The sequence below is a fragment of the Stenotrophomonas sp. 63632_Sma genome (genome assembly GCF_056482875.1).
The window spans coordinates 1254139-1271991 of record NZ_CM151220.1 but is presented as its reverse complement, the minus strand read 5'-3'; the positions used below and the strand labels follow the sequence as shown (position 1 = coordinate 1271991).

Annotated in this window: 13 protein-coding genes and 1 tRNA gene; 6 read left to right on the top strand and 8 right to left on the bottom strand. The window is 66.2% G+C overall.

The window, feature by feature from the left end; genetic code table 11:
- Nucleotides 1–36: 36 nt before the first annotated feature.
- Entirely contained in the window at nucleotides 37–1413 is a 1377-nt protein-coding gene (gene radA / locus ACZK45_RS05830; protein WP_125894537.1) for a DNA repair protein RadA, read from the bottom strand.
- Nucleotides 1414–1562: 149 nt separating this feature from the next.
- On the opposite strand from radA, the gene ACZK45_RS05825 reads away from it, so the two are divergent.
- Nucleotides 1563–3623 carry a putative bifunctional diguanylate cyclase/phosphodiesterase gene (locus tag ACZK45_RS05825; protein ID WP_478445580.1) on the top strand — a complete coding sequence of 687 codons (2061 nt, stop codon included), beginning with the start codon at nucleotides 1563–1565 and terminating at the stop codon, nucleotides 3621–3623.
- Nucleotides 3624–3740: 117 nt separating this feature from the next.
- On the opposite strand, the gene cyoD is transcribed toward ACZK45_RS05825, so the two are convergent.
- The 4 genes from cyoD to cyoA are packed head-to-tail and all read right to left on the bottom strand — an operon-like array spanning nucleotide 3741 to nucleotide 7757.
- Nucleotides 3741–4082, bottom strand: a complete 342-nt coding sequence (gene cyoD / locus ACZK45_RS05820) for a cytochrome o ubiquinol oxidase subunit IV (RefSeq protein WP_005408584.1) — start codon at nucleotides 4080–4082, stop codon at nucleotides 3741–3743.
- Complete coding sequence (gene cyoC, locus ACZK45_RS05815; protein WP_005408583.1) at nucleotides 4082–4720, bottom strand: cytochrome o ubiquinol oxidase subunit III; 639 nt, start codon at nucleotides 4718–4720, stop codon at nucleotides 4082–4084. The genes cyoD and cyoC overlap by 1 nt, the downstream gene beginning before the upstream one ends.
- The gene (cyoB, locus tag ACZK45_RS05810; RefSeq protein ID WP_478445579.1) at nucleotides 4717–6714 is read right to left on the bottom strand and encodes a cytochrome o ubiquinol oxidase subunit I; all 1998 of its coding nucleotides are present in this window, start codon (nucleotides 6712–6714) and stop codon (nucleotides 4717–4719) included. The genes cyoC and cyoB overlap by 4 nt, the downstream gene beginning before the upstream one ends.
- Nucleotides 6715–6716: 2 nt before the next feature.
- Nucleotides 6717–7757, bottom strand: a complete 1041-nt coding sequence (gene cyoA / locus ACZK45_RS05805) for a ubiquinol oxidase subunit II (RefSeq protein WP_049424459.1) — start codon at nucleotides 7755–7757, stop codon at nucleotides 6717–6719.
- 353 nt (nucleotides 7758–8110) lie between these two features.
- Between cyoA and ACZK45_RS05800 the strand changes: the two genes are divergently transcribed.
- A complete protein-coding gene (locus ACZK45_RS05800) occupies nucleotides 8111–8731 on the top strand; it encodes a GyrI-like domain-containing protein (RefSeq protein WP_478445578.1) in 621 nt (206 codons plus the stop codon).
- A 28-nt stretch (nucleotides 8732–8759) separates the two neighbouring features.
- On the top strand, nucleotides 8760–9092 hold the full coding sequence (locus ACZK45_RS05795) for a hypothetical protein (RefSeq protein WP_125895440.1): 333 nt from the start codon (nucleotides 8760–8762) through the stop codon (nucleotides 9090–9092).
- Between the two features lie 95 nt (nucleotides 9093–9187).
- Here the strand turns inward: ACZK45_RS05795 and ACZK45_RS05790 are convergent.
- The 3 genes from ACZK45_RS05790 to ACZK45_RS05780 all read right to left on the bottom strand — a co-directional run bounded on the left by ACZK45_RS05790 (nucleotide 9188) and on the right by ACZK45_RS05780 (nucleotide 13289).
- A tRNA-Thr gene (locus ACZK45_RS05790) sits at nucleotides 9188–9263 on the bottom strand.
- A 50-nt stretch (nucleotides 9264–9313) separates the two neighbouring features.
- Nucleotides 9314–10318, bottom strand: coding sequence for a 2-hydroxyacid dehydrogenase (locus ACZK45_RS05785; protein ID WP_293792960.1), 1005 nt, complete (start codon nucleotides 10316–10318; stop codon nucleotides 9314–9316).
- Between the two features lie 97 nt (nucleotides 10319–10415).
- A complete protein-coding gene (locus tag ACZK45_RS05780; RefSeq protein WP_125895438.1) occupies nucleotides 10416–13289 on the bottom strand; it encodes an autotransporter domain-containing protein in 2874 nt (957 codons plus the stop codon).
- A 284-nt stretch (nucleotides 13290–13573) separates the two neighbouring features.
- Here ACZK45_RS05780 and ACZK45_RS05775 point away from each other — a divergent pair, with 284 nt between their 5' ends.
- From ACZK45_RS05775 to ACZK45_RS05765, 3 genes are read left to right on the top strand one after another with little or no spacing between them, the layout of a single operon-like run.
- A complete protein-coding gene (locus ACZK45_RS05775; protein WP_229301228.1) occupies nucleotides 13574–14053 on the top strand; it encodes an RNA polymerase sigma factor in 480 nt (159 codons plus the stop codon).
- Nucleotides 14050–15018 carry a FecR family protein gene (locus ACZK45_RS05770; protein ID WP_478445577.1) on the top strand — a complete coding sequence of 323 codons (969 nt, stop codon included), beginning with the start codon at nucleotides 14050–14052 and terminating at the stop codon, nucleotides 15016–15018. The genes ACZK45_RS05775 and ACZK45_RS05770 overlap by 4 nt, the downstream gene beginning before the upstream one ends.
- 11 nt (nucleotides 15019–15029) lie before the next feature.
- Entirely contained in the window at nucleotides 15030–17828 is a 2799-nt protein-coding gene (locus ACZK45_RS05765) for a TonB-dependent receptor plug domain-containing protein (protein WP_125895437.1), read from the top strand.
- The last annotated feature ends 25 nt before the right edge of the window (nucleotides 17829–17853 follow it).

Genomic DNA, 17853 nt, shown 5'->3' with positions numbered 1-17853 from the left:
GTGCGCGGTGGTGACGCCGGGCCATGCCCGGCGCGATCACGCCGCGTCGATAGCCTCGGACAGGCGCTCCACCGCGATCACTTCCATGCCCTTCACCGAGCCGCCCTTGGGCGCATTGGCCTTGGGCACGATGGCGCGCTTGAAACCATGGGTGGCGGCCTCGCGCAGGCGGTCTTCGCCATTGGGTACCGGTCGGATCTCGCCGGACAGGCCAACCTCGCCAAACGCAATCGTCTTTTCCGCCAGCGGCCGGTCCTGCAGCGAGGACAGCACCGCCAGCAGCACCGGCAGGTCGGCAGCGGTCTCCTGCACGCGGATGCCACCGACCACGTTGACGAACACGTCCTGGTCGCCGACCAGCACGCCGCCGTGGCGATGCAGCACCGCCAGCAGCATGGCCAGCCGGTTCTGCTCCAGGCCGACCGCGACACGACGCGGGTTCGACAGCGGCGACGCATCGACCAGTGCCTGCACTTCCACCAGCAGCGGCCGGGTACCCTCGCGGGTGACCATCACGCAGCTGCCCGGCTGATGGGTGCTGCCACCGGACAGGAAGATCGCCGACGGATTGGAGACTTCCTTCAGGCCCTTGTCGCCCATCGCGAACACGCCCAGCTCGTTGACCGCACCGAAGCGGTTCTTGAACGCGCGCAGCAGGCGGAAGCGGCTGCCGCTCTCGCCTTCGAAGTACAGCACCGCATCGACCATGTGTTCGAGCACGCGCGGGCCGGCGATACCGCCCTCCTTGGTCACGTGGCCGACCAGGAACACGGCGGTGCCGGTCTCCTTGGCGAAACGCACCAGCCGCGCCGCGCTCTCGCGCACCTGGCTGACCGAGCCGGGCGCGGCGGTCAGGCTCTCGGTCCACAGGGTCTGCACGGAGTCGGCCACGATCAGCCGTGGGCCGGCCTTGGACGCATGCTGCAGGATCGACTCGACGCCGGTCTCGGCCAGCGCGTTGACACCATCCAGCGGCAATTCCAGCCGGTGTGCGCGGCCGGCCACCTGGGCCAGCGACTCCTCGCCGGTGACGTACAGCACCGGCAGCTCGGCCGCCATCTTCGCCACCGCCTGCAGCAGCAGGGTCGACTTGCCGATGCCCGGGTCGCCACCAACCAGTACCACCGCGCCCTCGACCAGGCCACCGCCCAGCACGCGATCGAACTCGCCGATGCCGGTCGAGACACGGCGATGCTCGGTCTGCTCCACGTCCTTCAGGGCGGTGATCTTCGGCGGGTCGATCTTGCCGGCCCAGCCGGCCCGGCGCGACGCGGGCGCCTTGGCCGCCGCCGCGCTCTCCAGCACGATTTCCGACAGCGAGTTCCAGGCGTTGCACTCGGTGCACTGGCCCTGCCACTTGCTGAATTCGGCGCCGCAATCATTGCAGACGTAGGCGGTGCGGGCTTTTGCCATCGGATGATTTCCAGCAACGGGAACAGGCGTGGCAGGATAGCCGAGCCGGGTCGCAGGTGCTGCGACCGCTCAAGTCCCGCCCACCCGCGCCGATAGCTGTCGCGGGCGTGCGCCTTGCGGGCGCCCCTCCCTCCCCCTCTGGATTCAACATGACTGGCAGTTACAGTCAGAGCCTGGTCGCCATCTCCCTGCTGGTGGCCATTCTTGCTTCGTACACGGCGCTGGACATGGCCGGCCGCCTGGCCACGGCCGAGGGCCGCGTGGCCCGCTGGTGGCTGGCCGGCGGCGCGGCGGCGATGGGCCTGGGTATCTGGTCGATGCATTTCATCGGCATGCTGGCCTTCGACCTGCCGATCCCGGTCGGCTACGACCTCGGCATCACCCTGTATTCGCTTGCAGTGTCGATCGGCGCTTCGGCCTATGCGCTGTGGCTGGTGTCGCGACCCAGCCTGCCCTGGCGACGACTGCTGGCCGGCGCCGTGCTGATGGGCCTGGGCATTGCCACCATGCACTACCTCGGCATGGCCGCGATGCGCATGCAGCCAGGTATCGACTATCACCCGGGCTGGTTCGCCGCCTCCATTGCAGTAGCCATCGGTGCCGCCGGCGCGGCGCTGTGGATCGCCTTCCGCCTGCGTACCGAGCAGCGCCACACCATGCGCCTGCGCGCACTGGCCTCGCTGGTGATGGGCCTGGCCATCGTCGGCATGCATTACACCGGCATGGCCGCCGCACGCTTCCCCGAAGGCAGCATCTGCGGCGCGGTCGGCAGCGGCGGCATCGACACGCGCTGGCTGGCGGTACTGGTGATCGTCACCACTGTAGCCACCCTGGGTATCGCCCTGGTGGCCTCACTGTTCGACCGGCAGATGCGCGTTCGCACCGGGCTGCTGGCCGATTCGCTGGCGCACGCCAACGACAAGCTGATCCAGGCCGCCCTGCATGATCCGCTGACCCAGCTGCCCAACCGCATGCTGCTGCAGGACCGCATCGAGCAGGCCATCGAAAAAGCGCGCCGCCGCGGCCGCGCAGTGGCGGTGATGTTCTGCGACCTGGACGGCTTCAAGGCGGTCAACGATGCCTACGGCCACCAATTGGGCGACCGCCTGCTGGTGGCGGTGGCACAGCGCATCGGCGGCCTGCTGCGGCCGCAGGACACGTTCGCGCGCCTCGGCGGCGACGAGTTCGTGATCGTGCTGGCCATCGACACCCCGGACGATGCGGTGGTGGTGGCCGAACGCATCATCGCCGCCGCCGGCGAACCATTCACCCTGGATGCCGCCGAACTGCAGGTCAGCGCCAGTCTCGGCATCGCCCTGTACCCGGATGACGCCAGCAACGAGCGCGAACTGATGGCGCACGCCGACGCGGCGATGTACCACACCAAGGAAACCGGCCGGAACGGCTATACGTTCTTCACCCCGTCGATGCAGCTCAGTGCCAACCGCCAGCTGCGCCTGCTGCAGGACCTGCGCAAGGCGATCGCGCGTGACGAGCTGCTGCTGCACTACCAGCCGAAGTTCCCGGCCGCTGGCGCACCAGCTACCGGCGCCGAGGCCCTGCTGCGCTGGCAGCACCCGGAACTGGGCCTGCTGGCGCCGGATGTGTTCATTCCCATCGCCGAGCGCAGTGGCCTGATCCTGCCGATCGGCGACTGGGTACTGGACCGTGCCTGTGCACAGCTGCGTGCATGGCACGAGGCCGGGCATACCGGATGGTCGATGGCGGTGAACCTGTCGCCGCTGCAGTTCGCCTCGCCGGCGCTGCTCGACAGCGTGCGCGAGGCGCTGCAGCGGCACCGGATCGAGCCGGCGCGGTTGACCCTGGAGATCACCGAGACCACGGCGATGAAGGATGTCGACGCCAGCCTGGCGATCCTCAACGACCTGACGGCGATGGGCGTGCATATCGCCATCGACGATTTCGGCACCGGCTACTCCAGCCTGCTGTACCTGAAGCGGATGCCGGCCACCGAACTGAAGATCGACCGCGCGTTCGTGCATGACCTGGAACGCAACGACGAAGACGCCGCCATCGTGTCGTCGATCATTGCGCTGGGACGCACCCTGCAGCTGCAGGTGGTGGCCGAAGGCGTGGAGACGCAGGTGCAGCGCGAATACCTGAGCGAACTGGGCTGCGACCAGCTGCAGGGCTATCACCTGGGCCGGCCTATGGATGCCGAAGAGTTCCTGCGCCGGGTGGCGGGGTAGAGCCGGCCGCCGGCCGGCTTCCCGCGATTGCCGGTCAGCGGCCGGCACTACCCATCCGCAGACAAACAAAAAGGCCGCCCGAGGGCGGCCTTTCTGCGTGGCAACGTCGCGAGGACGTCAGTGCATCATGTGCACGTTCATGTTGTGCATGACCCACAGGGTACCGACCACGATGATGCCGATCACCACCACGGTGAAGGCCGCAGCGTTGACGTTCCAGCGGCTTTCCGAAGAGCGGTCCAGGTGCAGGAAGAACACCAGGTGGACCAGCATCTGCAGCACCGCGGTGATCGCGATCACCACACCGTTGACGGTGCGCGAGAAGTCGCCCGACATCACCATCCAGAACGGGATGACGGTCAGCACCACCGCCAGCACGAAGCCGATCAGGTACGACTTCACGGTGCCATGGCTTTCGCCGCCGGTGCCGTGGTCGTGTGCATGGTTGTCATGTGCCATTACAGGGCTCCATTGAGGTAGACGACGGAGAACACACCGATCCAGATCAGGTCCAGGAAGTGCCAGAACAGGCTCAGGCACGCCATGCGGGTCTTGTTGGTCGGGGTCAGGCCGTACTTCTTCAGCTGCACGAACATCACCAGCAGCCACAGCAGGCCGGCGCTGACGTGCAGGCCGTGGGTACCGACCAGGGCGAAGAACGCCGACAGGAAGGCACTGCGGTCCGGACCGTAGCCCTGGTGGATCAGGTGCTGGAACTCCCACACTTCCATGCACATGAAGCCGAAGCCCAGCAGCCAGGTGATGCCCAGCCACAGGTACATCTGGCCCATCTGCTTGCGGTGCATGGCGATCATGCCCAGGCCGAAGGTCAGCGACGAGGTCAGCAGCAGCGCGGTTTCCCATGCCACGAACGGCAGTTCGAACAGGTCCTTCGCGGTGGGGCCACCATCGGTGCCGCCTGCCAGCACCACGTAGGTGGCGAACAGCGAGGCGAAGATGAGGCAGTCGCTCATCAGGTACACCCAGAAACCGAAGACGGTGTTGCCGCCGGTGTCGTGGTGCTCGTGGTCGTCATGGCCATGGGCCGCCGCATGCGCGGCGTGCCCGTGGCTCAGGGTCGAGGTATTGGTGCTCATGCCTTCAGCTCCGACTTCACCAGGCCCTGGGCTTCCAGGTGCTTGCGGTGTTCGTTCTCGATGCGTTCCACCTCGGCGGCCGGGACCCAGTAGTCCACGTCCTGGTCGAAGGTGCGGTAGATGAACGTGGCGATCATGCCGACGAAGCCGACGATGGCCAGCCACCAGATGTGCCAGATCATCGCGAAGCCGAACACCAGGCTGAAGGCACCGATGACCACGCCCGTGCCGGTGTTGCGCGGCATGTGGATGTCGGTGTACTTGGCCGGCTTCGGCCAGGCTTCACCACGCTGCTTGCGCTCCCAGAAATCGTCCAGCTCGGTGACTTCCGGCAGGCTGCCGAAGTTGTAGAAGGCCGGCGGCGAAGAGGTTTCCCACTCCAGCGTACGGGCATCCCACGGGTCGCCGGTCAGGTCGGCGGTCTTCTTGCGGTCGCGGATCGACACGGCCACCTGGATGATCTGGCACAGGATGCCGGCACCCACGATGAAGGCACCTGCGGCAGCGACCAGCAGCAGCGGCTCGTAGGCCGGGTTGACGGTGCTCTGCAGACGACGGGTCATGCCCATGAAGCCCAGCACGTACATCGGCATGAAGGTCACGTAGAAGCCGATGAACCAGCACCAGAACGCGCACTTGCCCCAGAACTCATTGAGGCGGAAGCCGAACATCTTCGGCCACCAGTAGGTGATGCCGGCGAACATGCCGAACACCACGCCGCCGATGATGACGTTGTGGAAGTGGGCGATCAGGAACAGGCTGTTGTGCAGCACGAAGTCGATGGCCGGGATCGCCAGCATCACGCCGGTCATGCCGCCGATGGTGAAGGTGACCATGAAGCCGATGGTCCACAGCACGGGCGTGGTGAACTGCACGCGACCGCGGAACATGGTGAACAGCCAGTTGAAGATCTTCACGCCGGTCGGGATCGAGATGATCATCGTCGTGATGCCGAAGAAGGCATTGACGTTGGCACCCGAGCCCATGGTGAAGAAGTGGTGCAGCCACACGATGAACGACAGCACGCCGATGCAGGCGGTGGCGTAGACCATGCCCTTGTAGCCGAACAGCGCCTTGCGCGAGAAGGTCGCGATGACTTCGGAGAACACACCGAACGCCGGCAGGACCAGGATGTACACCTCCGGGTGACCCCAGATCCAGATCAGGTTGATGTACAGCATGGCGTTGCCGCCACCGTCATTGGTGAAGAAGTGCGTACCCAGGTAGCGGTCCAGGGTCAGCAGCACCAGGGTGATGGTCAGCACCGGGAAGGCAGCGACGATCAGCACGTTGGTCACCAGGGCGGTCCAGGTGAACACCGGCATCTGCATCAGCTTCATGCTGGGGGTACGCATCTTCAGGATGGTGATGAAGAAGTTGATACCGCTCAGCGTGGTACCCAGGCCTGCGACCTGTAGACCCCAGATGTAGTAGTCCATGCCTACGCTTGGACTGTATTCGATGCCCGACAACGGCGGGAACGCCAGCCAGCCGGTGGCAGCGAACTCACCGATCCACAGCGACAGCATGATCAGCACCGCGCCGGACACGAACAGCCAGAAGCTGAGCGAGTTGACGAACGGGAACGCGACGTCGCGCGCACCGATCTGCAGCGGCACGGCCAGGTTCATCAGGCCGGTGATCAGCGGCATCGCCACGAAGAAGATCATGATCACGCCGTGGGCGGTGAAGATCTGGTCGTAGTGGTGCGGCGGCAGGTAACCCTCGGACCCGCCGACGGCGAGCGCCTGCTGGGTACGCATCATGATGGCGTCGGAGAAACCGCGCAGCAGCATGACGAAGGCGACGATGAGGTACATCACGCCGATCTTCTTGTGATCCACCGAAGTGAACCACTCCTTCCACAGATAGCCCCACAGCTTGAACTTGGTGATCAGGGCCATGACGCCCAGGCCACCCAGCACCGCGCCGACCAGGGTGGTCAGCACGATCGGATCGTGGGGGATCGACTCAATTGAGAGTTTACCCAACATGTTCATTCTCCCGAGCCCGCATGGCCGGCGTGGCCTGCGTGTTCGTGTTCGTTGGCATCCAGGTTTTCACCCGATTCCTTGGAATCATGCGCGTCACTGGGGGCATGGCCCTCGTGCGCTTCATGGCTGGCGGCATCGGCAGCGGCGGCACCGGCGTGTTCGTGCTTCATGCCGTAATGCTTGTTGTCGCCCATGTGCTTGGCGATGACCCAGTCGAACAGGCCTTCTTCGGTCTTGCCGAAGTAGGTGACCGGATACCACTCGGCGTTGCGTGCTTCACCCAGCGCCTTGAACGAGGCCTTGTCCAGGGTCTGCTCGCCGGCGCGGACCTGGTCCAGCCACTGGCGGTATTCGGCATCGGTGACCGAGTAGGCGGTGAAGTGCATCTTGGCGAAGCCCGCGCCGCTGTAGTGCGAGGACATGCCCGGGAATTCACCGGTCTCGTTGGCGATCAGATGGAGCTTGGTCTCCATCGCAGCCATCGAGTAGATCATGCTGCCCAGGTGCGGGATGAAGAACGCATTCATCACCGAATCGGACGTGATCTTGAAGTTCAGCGGCGTGTTGACCGGGAACTTGATTTCGTTGACGACCGCCACCTTCTCTTCCGGATAGATGAACAGCCACTTCCAGTCCAGCGAGATCGCCTCGATGGTGACCGGCTTGACGTCCGATTCCAGCGGCTTGTACGGGTCCAGCGCGTGCGACGAGCGCCAGGTCAGGACCGCCAGCACCAGCACGATCATGCAGGGAATGGACCACACCACCACCTCGATCGCCGTCGAGTGGGACCACTTCGGCTCGTAGCGGGCCTTGGTGTTGGAGGCGCGATACTTCCACGCGAAGGTCAGGGTCATGATGATGACCGGGATGACGACCAGCAGCATGAGCACGGTGGCCGTGATCAGCAGGGTCTTCTCATCCTGGCCGATCTGGCCCTTCGGACTGAGGATGGCCACCGCATCGCAGCCAGTGAGCATCACCAGCAACGACAGCAGCAGGCCCGGGCGCAACCAGCGCCCAAGGGTTTTCAACGGAATCATCGGTCGATCCAATTGCGAGGGAATGCCGTTCCCCGTCCTGCCTGTTCCGGCCAAAGCCGGTCCCACCGGTCCGGAAGACAGGTAGGGAGGTGGGGTCGAGTCAGCCTTTCAATTTTAGGCCGTCACCCACCATTTAAGAAAGGCATTGACAATGATCGAGCGCAGGAAAGGCCCGTTTCTGGCTGCGACACGTTGTCGCACCGCGCAACCGCGGCGGGCAGAACACCCGGGGGGCGGCATCCTAGCATCGGGCGATGGCGGCTGCTCCGCCCGTGTTCGGCAAAGTCGCCTGAACATGTTCAGGCATGCCTGCGAAAGCAAGGCGTGGGATGCTCGGCACAGGAGGAAGGTGCATGGACAAGATCGACTTCAAGAAACGCGACCGGGCGCTGTACCAGCCACCGGCAGGCCAGTTCGTTCCGGTGCAGGTGCCGCCCCTGCCCTACCTGATGGTCGACGGCCACGGCGATCCGAATATCGCGCCAGCCTATCTGGAGGCGGTGCAGTGGCTGTACGCGGTGAGCTATGCACTGAAGTTCGCACTGAAGGCCGGGGGCCAGGACTACGTGGTGCCACCGCTGGAAGCCCTGTGGACCGCCGAGGATCCGTCGAGCTTTGTGGCTCGCCGCAAGGATGAGTGGAAGTGGACGGTGATGATCCGCACGCCGGACGGGATCAGTCCAGCGCAGTTGGAGGCTGCCATCGCCAAGGCGGCGAAGAAACTGGGCGACGTTCCGGCCAGCCTTCGCCACGAAGTTCTTGAAGAAGGCCTCTGCCTGCAGACCCTGCATGTAGGCGCCTACGATGACGAGGGTCCGGCCCTGGCCCATCTGCACAACGAACTGATGCCTTCGCTGGGCTACGCCTTCGCCGGCCCCCATCACGAGATCTACCTGAGCGATCCGCGCAAGACCGACGCGGCGCGGTTGAAGACCGTGCTGCGGCAGCCGGTGCGCGCGCTTGGACCTGATTGAGGTTCGCGCTCATGACACAAGGAATGCCATGCGCCTGATCAGCCGACTGCTGCACTGGACCACCCTGCCCGCCGGGCGCCGGCTATTGGCCACGCTTGGGGCTGCGCTGGTGATCGTGCTGGCCTGCAATCCGGCGCTGTCGCCGTTGCTGCCGGTGTTGGATGCGCTTGGGCTGGACGTGCTGATGCTGTTGCTGGGTGCGCAGGTGGTGGCGGTACTGCCTTGGGTGCGGGAGCGAGCCGCGCGCGGGACCAGAGTGCTCGCACGCCTGCTGATCGGCGCATCGGCGGGAGCAGCAGGTGGCTATCTCCGGCAGCTCGCGTGGTGGCTGGCACGAGGCGCAGGGATGACGAGGCGTTGATGAAGGCTTGCAGCCTTCGGTGAGGTGGTAATCCAATGATCACCGGCGGGCGCAAACAAAAAGCCCCGACCAAGGCCGGGGCTTTTCATTACAACTGGTGCCGGAAACAGGAGTCGAACCTGCGACCTACGCATTACGAATGCGCCGCTCTACCAACTGAGCTATTCCGGCGGAGCCCGGGATTTTACGGGCTGGGCGCCCCGGCGGTCAATCCATCCGGCTCAGCCCACCTCTACCCGGTTGGCGCACACCCGCCCGGCCGCGAAATCCTGCAGGTTCCCCAGCGTGATCGCCGAGATCTCCTGCAGCGCCTCCACGGTGAAGAAGCCCTGGTGGCCGGTCACCAGCACATTCGGGAAGGTCATCAGGCGCTGGAAGGCCTCGTCGTCGATGATCTCGCCGGACAGGTCCTGGAAGAACAACGCGCTTTCCTGCTCGTACACGTCGATGGCCAGATGACCCAGCCGGCGCGACTTCAGCGCGCGGATCACCGCATGGGTATCGACCAGTGCGCCGCGCGACGTATTGACCAGCATCGCGCCCGGCTTCATCCGCGCCAGTGATGCATCATTGATCAGGTGATGAGTCTCAGGCGTCAGCGGGCAATGCAGCGACACGATGTCGGCACGCGCCAGCAGTTCATCCAGCCCGACCATTTCGCCGATACCGCCGAACGCGGGTGACGGATAAGGATCGTGCCCCAGCACGGTGCAGCCCATGCCGTTGAAGATGCGCGCGGTGGCCAGCCCGATCTTGCCGGTACCCACAATGCCGACCGTGCGCCCATGCAAGGTGCGCCCGAGCAGGCCATCCAGCATGAAGTTGCCCTCGCGCACGCGGTTGTAGGCGCGATGGGTCTGCCGGTTGAGGGTCATCACCAGCGCCAACGCATGCTCGGCCACCGCCTCCGGGGAATAGGCCGGTACGCGTGCGACGAACAGATCCAGCGCTTTCGCGGCTGCCAGGTCCACATTGTTGAAGCCGGCGCAGCGCAGCAGTACGGCGCGCACGCCCAACGCATGCAGGGCGTGCAGCACCGGCGCATCCAGGCGGTCGTTGACGAACACGCATACGGCTGCGCAATCCTGCGCCAGCGCGGCCGTGTGCACGTCCAGCGCCACATCGAAGTACACGAACGCAAAGCCGTCCCCAGCCGCATCGCGCTGGTTCGCCTCATCAAGGAAACGACGGTCGTAGGGACGGGCACTGAAGACGGCGATCTGCATGGACGGGCCTGGGTGGAATGGCAGACCGACCATACCGCAGCAGCACCCGCGTTGGGATGGCACCGGCGATGCCGTCATCGCCGGTGCCGGGCGTCACTTAGAACTTGTAGCCCAGGCCCAGCATCACGCCGTTCTGGATCTGCCCGTCGCGGCGCTCACCCACGTAATCGGCCATGATCGACAGCCGCTCGCTGGCACGGCTGGTCACACCCAGGTTCCAGGCCAGCACCTGCTCGCCCACCGCCTGGCTGCTGGCGCCGAACACCAGATCCGGTGCCGCGGCGAAGCCGGTGCTGTAGCGGGCCTGCGAATCGCCCAGTTCCTTCTGCCAGACCACCCGGGCGCGCGGGGTGATGCGCTCGCCGTTGTTGCCTTCGAAGGTCTTGAACAGCTGCAGGCCCGCACCCACGCGGATGCTCTCCAGGCTGCCGCTGCGGCCAACCAGCGCACCGGCGCCCTGCCCTTCGTTGAAGCGGGTGGCCGAGGTGCGCGCGTAGTCCACCACCGGCAGCAACGGCTGGATCACCAGGCCCTTGCCGGTCGTGAAGGAGAACGCATGTTCCACCCGTGCGGAGATCGCATCGTTGCTGTACTTGGCGCGCAGCGGCTGCTGCAGGCCATCGATGCCGTTGATGCTGCGACGCGTATCGTGGCGCAGATCGGTGTAGCGCACGGCCGCCGACAGATAGCCGCGCGCGTACGTCGCATCGAGGTAGCCGCCCACGTCCAGCGCACGCACGTCACCAGTGAAACCAGAGCCATCGCTGGCCTTGGTCGACATGTCTGCCGCGGCCACGCTGACGCCCAGGGTCACGCGGTCATCGGCCACGCGGGTATCGGCACCGACCACGATGCCACCGATGGTGTGGCTCAGGCCGGCCACGCCACCGTCGGCATCGAGGCGGCCATGGCTGGCGAAACCACGCGCCCAGATGCCATGGCTGCGTCCAGCATCAGCCCTGCCCGCAACGCTGCCCGACGCCGGCTCGACCAGGTGCATCGCCAGCTGGTTGAACAGGCTGCCATGGCGCATGCCCGGCTGGGAGGAGACCGACTGCGCCACCTGAGAGGCCAGGCCATCGGCATCACCGCCGCTGCGCATGGCCGACTGGTGCTGCTGCACGACGTTGCCGATGCTGCCCACCAGCGCGGTGTCGGCCAGTCGCAGGCTGGCGTGCGCATCACCGCGCAGAGCACCGGCCTGTTGTGCGATTACATCGCGGTCGGCGAACTGCAGTGCGCCCAGCAGCGATCTCAGTCCCTTGTCCTGGCGATCGGAGGCGGTCGCCAGCGCGCGGCCCAGGCCGTCGCCGGACGTACCGTTGGCAAACAGGCCCAGCTGGTCAAAGCCGGGGTTGGCGGTCAGCCACAGGCCGTCGGCGGTCTGGTTGACGTTGAAGCTGAGCAGTGAATTGTGGCGCGGGCGGAACACTTCACCGGCAGTGATGCTGGCACTGTATCCGGCGTCCCCCAGCCGCACGACATCCTGGAAGCCCCCCTGGTAGATCGGCCCTTCCACCAGATCGCGGCGGTAGGCACCGGCATAGAAGCCCTGGGCCACATTCAACGCAAGGTGTGCGCCCTGCGCGATCACCAGCGCGCCCTCCTCGGTGCCGCCGTCGTAGAAGCTGCCGACGCGCAGGCGGCCACTGCCGGTACCACCGGCTTCGGTAACATCGAACAACACCTGGCCGCCGGGCATGATGTTGACGTAGCCGTGGGTCACCAGATCCCCACCGCGCGGCATCAGCGTGCCGAACACGCGCAGGCGGTTGAAGCCATCTTCGCGGTAGGACGGGCCGGTGCCATCCAGCAGCGCATCGCTGTCGGTGCCGACCGATGCGATATCACCGTGGCCAACCACGATGCTGCCCGGCATCACCCGCAGCTCGGGGGTGCGCAGCGCACCACCCTCCAGTGCGATGGTGCCGTTGTCCACCAGAATGAAATCGGCGCCGGTGGTTTCAGCGGTGCGCCAGGTGGCGCCATTGCTGACACGGATCACGCCGGCGGAGTTGGCCAGGGTCGAGGCATCCAGATCGGCCAGCCGCAGCTGGCCGCGCAGTTCATCCTGGAGGTCGGGGTCGGCGAGCAGCTGCTGCAACGACTGCGCGCCGATACCGTTCGCCCCCCGCGTGGAGAAGTTGTACAGGCTCACCGCATAGTTGATGTAGGTGCTGGCCCAGTCGGTGTTCCAGCGCGCGAAATCGTCGTCGACAAAGGCCTGCAGCTGGCGCGCGGTACGAAGGTAGCCCGGGTTGATGTCGCCGCTGACGTTGCTGGTGACACGAAGGGTGTCGCCCGGATCGCGATAGCCCGCCGTGTTGATGATGCTGTTGCTGCGGATGTCCTGGCCCGGGAATGACTCCAGCTTGCTCCCACTGCCATCCGGATCGAAGGTAACCGACGTACCCGTGGTACGCGCCGGGTCGCGGAATACCAGGAGGCCATTGGGCTGCACCACTTCATACATGGCCTTGTGCAACAGGCCCGCATCCATGCCACCGCCGTAGTTGCCTGTGTAGATCTGGGTCATGCGCGGCGACGGCGCATAGGTGATCCTGCCACCACTGCTGGCGGCATGGATCTGCACCGAGTCGACCATCGGCAGATCGCCGCCGAGGTAACGGTTGACGCCACCGGACTGCATGATCGAGCAGGACGAAATGCAGTGGCCGGACACGATGGTGTCCAGGCCCTGGGTACGGATCACCGCCTGCAGCCACTCGCCGGCAATCAGCGCGCCACCGTTGGACGTTCGCAGCACGACTTCGCGGATCGGACGGCCTTCAGCCTGCGCCTTGGCCAGCAGTGCGGGCAGCGCCACCACATCGGCGACGGTGACGCCGCCGCTGAGGAAGACGCGATCGTCCTGCACGTGATAACTCATTGCCATGACGTCATCCACCACGGATATGGCGGCAACGCCCATCAGCCCGGCCAGGGCCAGGCTCAACTTCGAATACTTCATGCGTTCTCTCTCCACCCGCAACACGCGGGTAGAACGATCAACGCCGCAGCGGGGCGATCTCCCCCAGTGGAACGGATCCTGAAAAATGAATACATTCACAATGAGGATTCGATCGATGCACACTCTTCCCCATCCGGTCATCGTCGCGTAAAACTCGATGACGCATTCGCCACCGACAGTCGAGGCCAGCCCTGTCCACCCCGTCTCCCCTGATCCATCGCGCGCCGGAGCCGCCCGCACCTGCGGATGCCTTCATCGCGTTCGTACGCGAAGAGCGCGCACCGCTGTGCGCGTTCCTGCGCACGCGGGGGGTCGGGCCTGAGGATGCGGAGGATATCGCGCAGGACTGCATGGAGCGGCTGATCCGCTATCGCGCACAGGGCCCGGACGAACTGCGCCTGCTGCTGTATCGTATCGCCCGCAACCGCCTGGCAGACCGCGGCCGCTCGCCGCAGTCGCGGCCGCATCTGCCGCTGGCCGAACACGATGGCAGCGACGAACCGTCCAGTTCCTCGCCCGATCCATTGCGCCAGGCCGAGTCAGGGCAGATGCTGTCCCTGCTGCGGCAGGCCCTGTTCAAGCTGCCCGAACGCGCACGCGAGGTCTATCTGCTCAACCGCATCACCGGCATGAGCTACACGCAGATCGCGCGGCATTGTGGAATTACTGCCAAGACCGTGGAAAAACATATCGCCCGGGCCCTGCAGGGCCTGCGTCAGGAGTTGGGATCGGATCCGCTGCACAACGACAGGGACGGCCAATGAGTGGCACCCCGCACAGGGATGATGCACAGCTGTTTGAACGCGCCAGCGCCTGGGTAGCCCGCCTGGAAGCCCCGGACTGCACATCGGCCGAACGCGAAACGTTCGAGGACTGGCTGGCCGAAGATCCGGCCCACGTCAAAGCCTGGGTGCAGGCCGAAACCCTGTTCCAGCAGGGTGCGGAGCTTGCGGCTGACCCCTGGCTGCGCACCGCCGCGGCACGGGCGGCGCGTCCGCCGCGCCGGCGCTGGTTGCCGGGCGTGGCCGCTGCCGCCGGTGTCTGCATGGCGATCGGCATCGGCTGGATGATTGCCGTCGACGGCAACCCGACGCCACAGGTCTACGCCAATGATTCGCACCAGGCACAGCAGCAGACGCTGGCCGATGGCAGCGTCGCCATGCTGGATGCCGGCACCACCCTCCGCGCCCGCTTCGGCTGGCGTCATCGTGATCTGGTGCTGGAGCGGGGTCGGCTGCAACTGCAGGTCGCTCCGTCGAACAAGGCGCTGCAGCTGCACGCCGGCGGCAGTACGATCCGCGACATCGGCACGACCTTCCAGGTGGAACGCCTGCGCGACGGCCTGGTCGAGGTCGCACTGCTGGAAGGTGCCGTGGAAGTCAGCAACGGCGCAGCGCAGCACACGCTGGCACCCGGCCAACAGCTGCAGGTATTGCCCTCCGGCCGTATCCAGCCGGGCCCTGCCCTCTCGTCCAACGCAGCCGCTGAAGGCTGGCTGCGTGGGCAACTGGTGTTCGATGCCACGCCACTGTCGATCGTGGTCGAGCGCATGAACCGTTATGGCCGCACGCCACTGGTGATCGTCGATCCGGAGATCACCGACCTGGCTGTAAGCGGCACCTTCCGCGCCGGTGATGCACAGGAGCTGCTGTCGGCGCTGGAACTGGGTTGGTCCGTGGCTGGCCAGACGCGTCCGGATGGCGCGCTGGAACTGCGCCGCACCTACTGAGGAGACCGGCAGTGAAGGCAGGTCCGGGTGCGCTGCAGTGGGGGCTGCTCCGCGTCCTGCTATGCCTTGCACTGGGTGTTGCCGCACTACCGATGGCCGATGCCGGCGAGCCCGCCGGCACGCTGGAGATCGACGTGGGCGCCGGCCCACTGGTGCCGGCACTGCAGCAATGGGCCCGGCAGAGTGGCACCGCCCTGCTGTTCGACGCACGTGAACTGGATGATCTGCGCACCGGCGGCAGCCGTGGCCAACGCGATACCGGCGCCTCCCTGAAGCAGCTGGTCGCCGGCCTGCCGGTGAACATCCTGCGCACTTCATCCGGTGCCTTTGTCGTGCGGCGCGTCCATCCCGAGCCCCCTGCCACGCCGCCGAAAGCGGTCGCAGCCCCGCGCCTGCCGCGCCCGGCTCCCAAGTCCGCCGACACGCCACACCAGGTGGAACTGGCGCCCATCCATGTCACCGGCAGCCGGCTGCCGCGCTCTTCGGTGCAGACCACACTGCCGGTCACCACCATCGATCGCGACGATATCCTGCGCAGCGGCTACGGCAATCTGTTCGACCTGCTGCGGCACCTGCCCGGCATGAACGGCCATCCGGCCATGAGCACCTCGCGCGGCGGCGATTCGCAGTACCTGCCGGTGGGCGCAGCGGCCACCACCAGCCTCGACGGCATGGGCCCGCGGGCGACGCTGTTCCTGGTCAACGGCCGGCGCCTGCCGCGCTATCCGATGGTGTCGCTGGAACAGGGTGGGCTCACCGACCTCGGCGGCATTCCGCTGAGCTTCGTCGACCGCATCGAACTGGTACGCGGTGGTGCCTCGGCCATCTATGGGGCCGACGCCATGTCCGGCGTGGTCAACATCATCCTGCGTGACCAGGCCGATGGGCCCGAAGCCATGCTGCAGACCGGCCTGAGCAGCCGCGGCGATGCGGGCCAGTACCGCCTGCAGGCCGCCACGGGCGGCGCGCGTGGCAACGGGGACCGCTGGTTTGCCGGACTCGATCTGCACCGTGTCGAACATGTCGCCGGTGACCAGCGTGACTGGCACGCGGAAACCTCGCTGTATCCGATCGGCGCGATCTTCGGCAACTGGTACGTGCCCGCCCGGCGCTGCGAGCCGCCCCTGAAGCGGCGCGAGGATGGCTGCTGGTTTGACAGCGCGCGGCCGCGGTCGCTGCAGCCCGCCTCGGATACCGCGTCGGCCTTCCTGCACTACCGGCATGAACGTGGTGAGGGACGCTATGCCTATGTCGAGGCGCGGGCCAGTCACAACCGCCAGCGCTTCGATCTGGGCCCGACCGCCGTTGCGGTGGTCTCGCGCGGAATCACCTTCAACAGTGTGCTGCGTGAGGCCGGCAACGTGCGCCCCAGCGTCCGCGCCACCGATGCCGACCTTACCTTCGGCATCGGCCGCGACCAGGGCCGGCGCAGCTGGGAGGCGGGCATCAGCGCGCAGCGCAGCGACGTGACCTTGTCCACTGCAGGCACCGTGCGCACGACACGCCTGCTTGAAGCAACGCAGGCGCGCAGGTTCACTCCCGGTTTCGACGCGCCGCCGGCGGCCGAGGCGGACACGCTGTTTCCGTCCATCCGCAACCGCGGCAGCACCGCACAATGGCAGGGCTGGTGGGGCGTGCAGCGTGAGCTGATGGCAATGCCCGGCGGCAATGCGCAGCTGGCCACCGGCATCGACCTGCGCCATGAACGCTGGACCTCGCGCCCGGACGCACTGCTGAGCCAGGGCGACCTTGCGCTGGGCCTGCCACAGCAGCGACGCCGCCTGTCGCGACAAAGCAGTGGCGTCTACGCCGAGCTGGGCCTGCCGCTGGCCCCCACGCTGCGCGCGGACCTGGCTGCACGCTGGGACCGCGACGGCGGCTTCATGGCGTTCTCGCCTCGTGCCGGGCTGCGCTGGAGCCCTACGCCGCACTGGTCGTTCCTGCTGGCCAGCGGGCGCGGCTATCGTGCACCGAGCCTGTTCGAGCAACGGCGGCCGCCCGGCTACTTCGGCTCGATCACGCTTCCGGTGTCCAGTGCCCTTCCGGAATGTGCGATCGCCACGCGTGGTGGCGGCTGCAGCGTCACGGCCAACGTGGTTGAGAACGATGCACTGAAGGCCGAACGATCACGCAGCCATTCGCTGGCAGCCACGTGGACGCCCGACGACACGTTCTCGCTGTCGCTGACCCACAACATCGTGGAACTACGCAACGAGATCCTCGCCCTGCAGCCGAGCGATGCGGTGTGGAACCGCAGCACGTGGGAACTGGATGAAGACGGCCACCTGGGCAGCCTGCGCCTGTCGTTCGACAACATCGGCCGCACCACCTCCCGCAACTGGGTGCTGCGTGGCGAGTACCGCATCGACAGCGGCAGCAACGGCCAATGGTTGTTTTCGCTCGATGCGCTGAAGCAGCAGGAACTGCTTCGCCGCCGTGACCATGAGGCCGCCGTGGACCTGCGTGGCCATGTGACACCCGAGCTGGCTGCGGTGTTGAACGTGCAATGGCAGAACAGCAACTGGGACATCGCGCTGCGCGGCAACCAGATCGGGCGCACGCGTGCCTGGCTGCCGGGGGCGGAGTGCCCGCAGAAGCAGGTCGACCGGAACCACTGCATGAACCCACGGCAGCTGCGCTGGAACCTGCACCTCGCACGCCGGCTGGGGCCGCGCATCGTTGCAGCGCTGGACGTGCACAACGTGCTGGACACGCAACCGGTGAACTATCTGGTCGGCAACGGCGGCCAGATGCCCGGGCTGGACGATCCGCTCGGCCGCTACTACCTGCTTACCCTGCAGTTCCGCTGAAGCGTAGTAATCTACGCGCCCTGTT

Coding starts and splice junctions, on each gene's coding strand:
- radA (WP_125894537.1), bottom strand. CDS start 1,413: ATGGCAAAAGCCCGCACCGCCTACGTCTGCAATGATTGCGGCGCCGAA.
- ACZK45_RS05825 (WP_478445580.1), top strand. CDS start 1,563: ATGACTGGCAGTTACAGTCAGAGCCTGGTCGCCATCTCCCTGCTGGTG.
- cyoD (WP_005408584.1), bottom strand. CDS start 4,082: ATGGCACATGACAACCATGCACACGACCACGGCACCGGCGGCGAAAGC.
- cyoC (WP_005408583.1), bottom strand. CDS start 4,720: ATGAGCACCAATACCTCGACCCTGAGCCACGGGCACGCCGCGCATGCG.
- cyoB (WP_478445579.1), bottom strand. CDS start 6,714: ATGTTGGGTAAACTCTCAATTGAGTCGATCCCCCACGATCCGATCGTG.
- cyoA (WP_049424459.1), bottom strand. CDS start 7,757: ATGATTCCGTTGAAAACCCTTGGGCGCTGGTTGCGCCCGGGCCTGCTG.
- ACZK45_RS05800 (WP_478445578.1), top strand. CDS start 8,111: ATGGACAAGATCGACTTCAAGAAACGCGACCGGGCGCTGTACCAGCCA.
- ACZK45_RS05795 (WP_125895440.1), top strand. CDS start 8,760: ATGCGCCTGATCAGCCGACTGCTGCACTGGACCACCCTGCCCGCCGGG.
- ACZK45_RS05785 (WP_293792960.1), bottom strand. CDS start 10,318: ATGCAGATCGCCGTCTTCAGTGCCCGTCCCTACGACCGTCGTTTCCTT.
- ACZK45_RS05780 (WP_125895438.1), bottom strand. CDS start 13,289: ATGAAGTATTCGAAGTTGAGCCTGGCCCTGGCCGGGCTGATGGGCGTT.
- ACZK45_RS05770 (WP_478445577.1), top strand. CDS start 14,050: ATGAGTGGCACCCCGCACAGGGATGATGCACAGCTGTTTGAACGCGCC.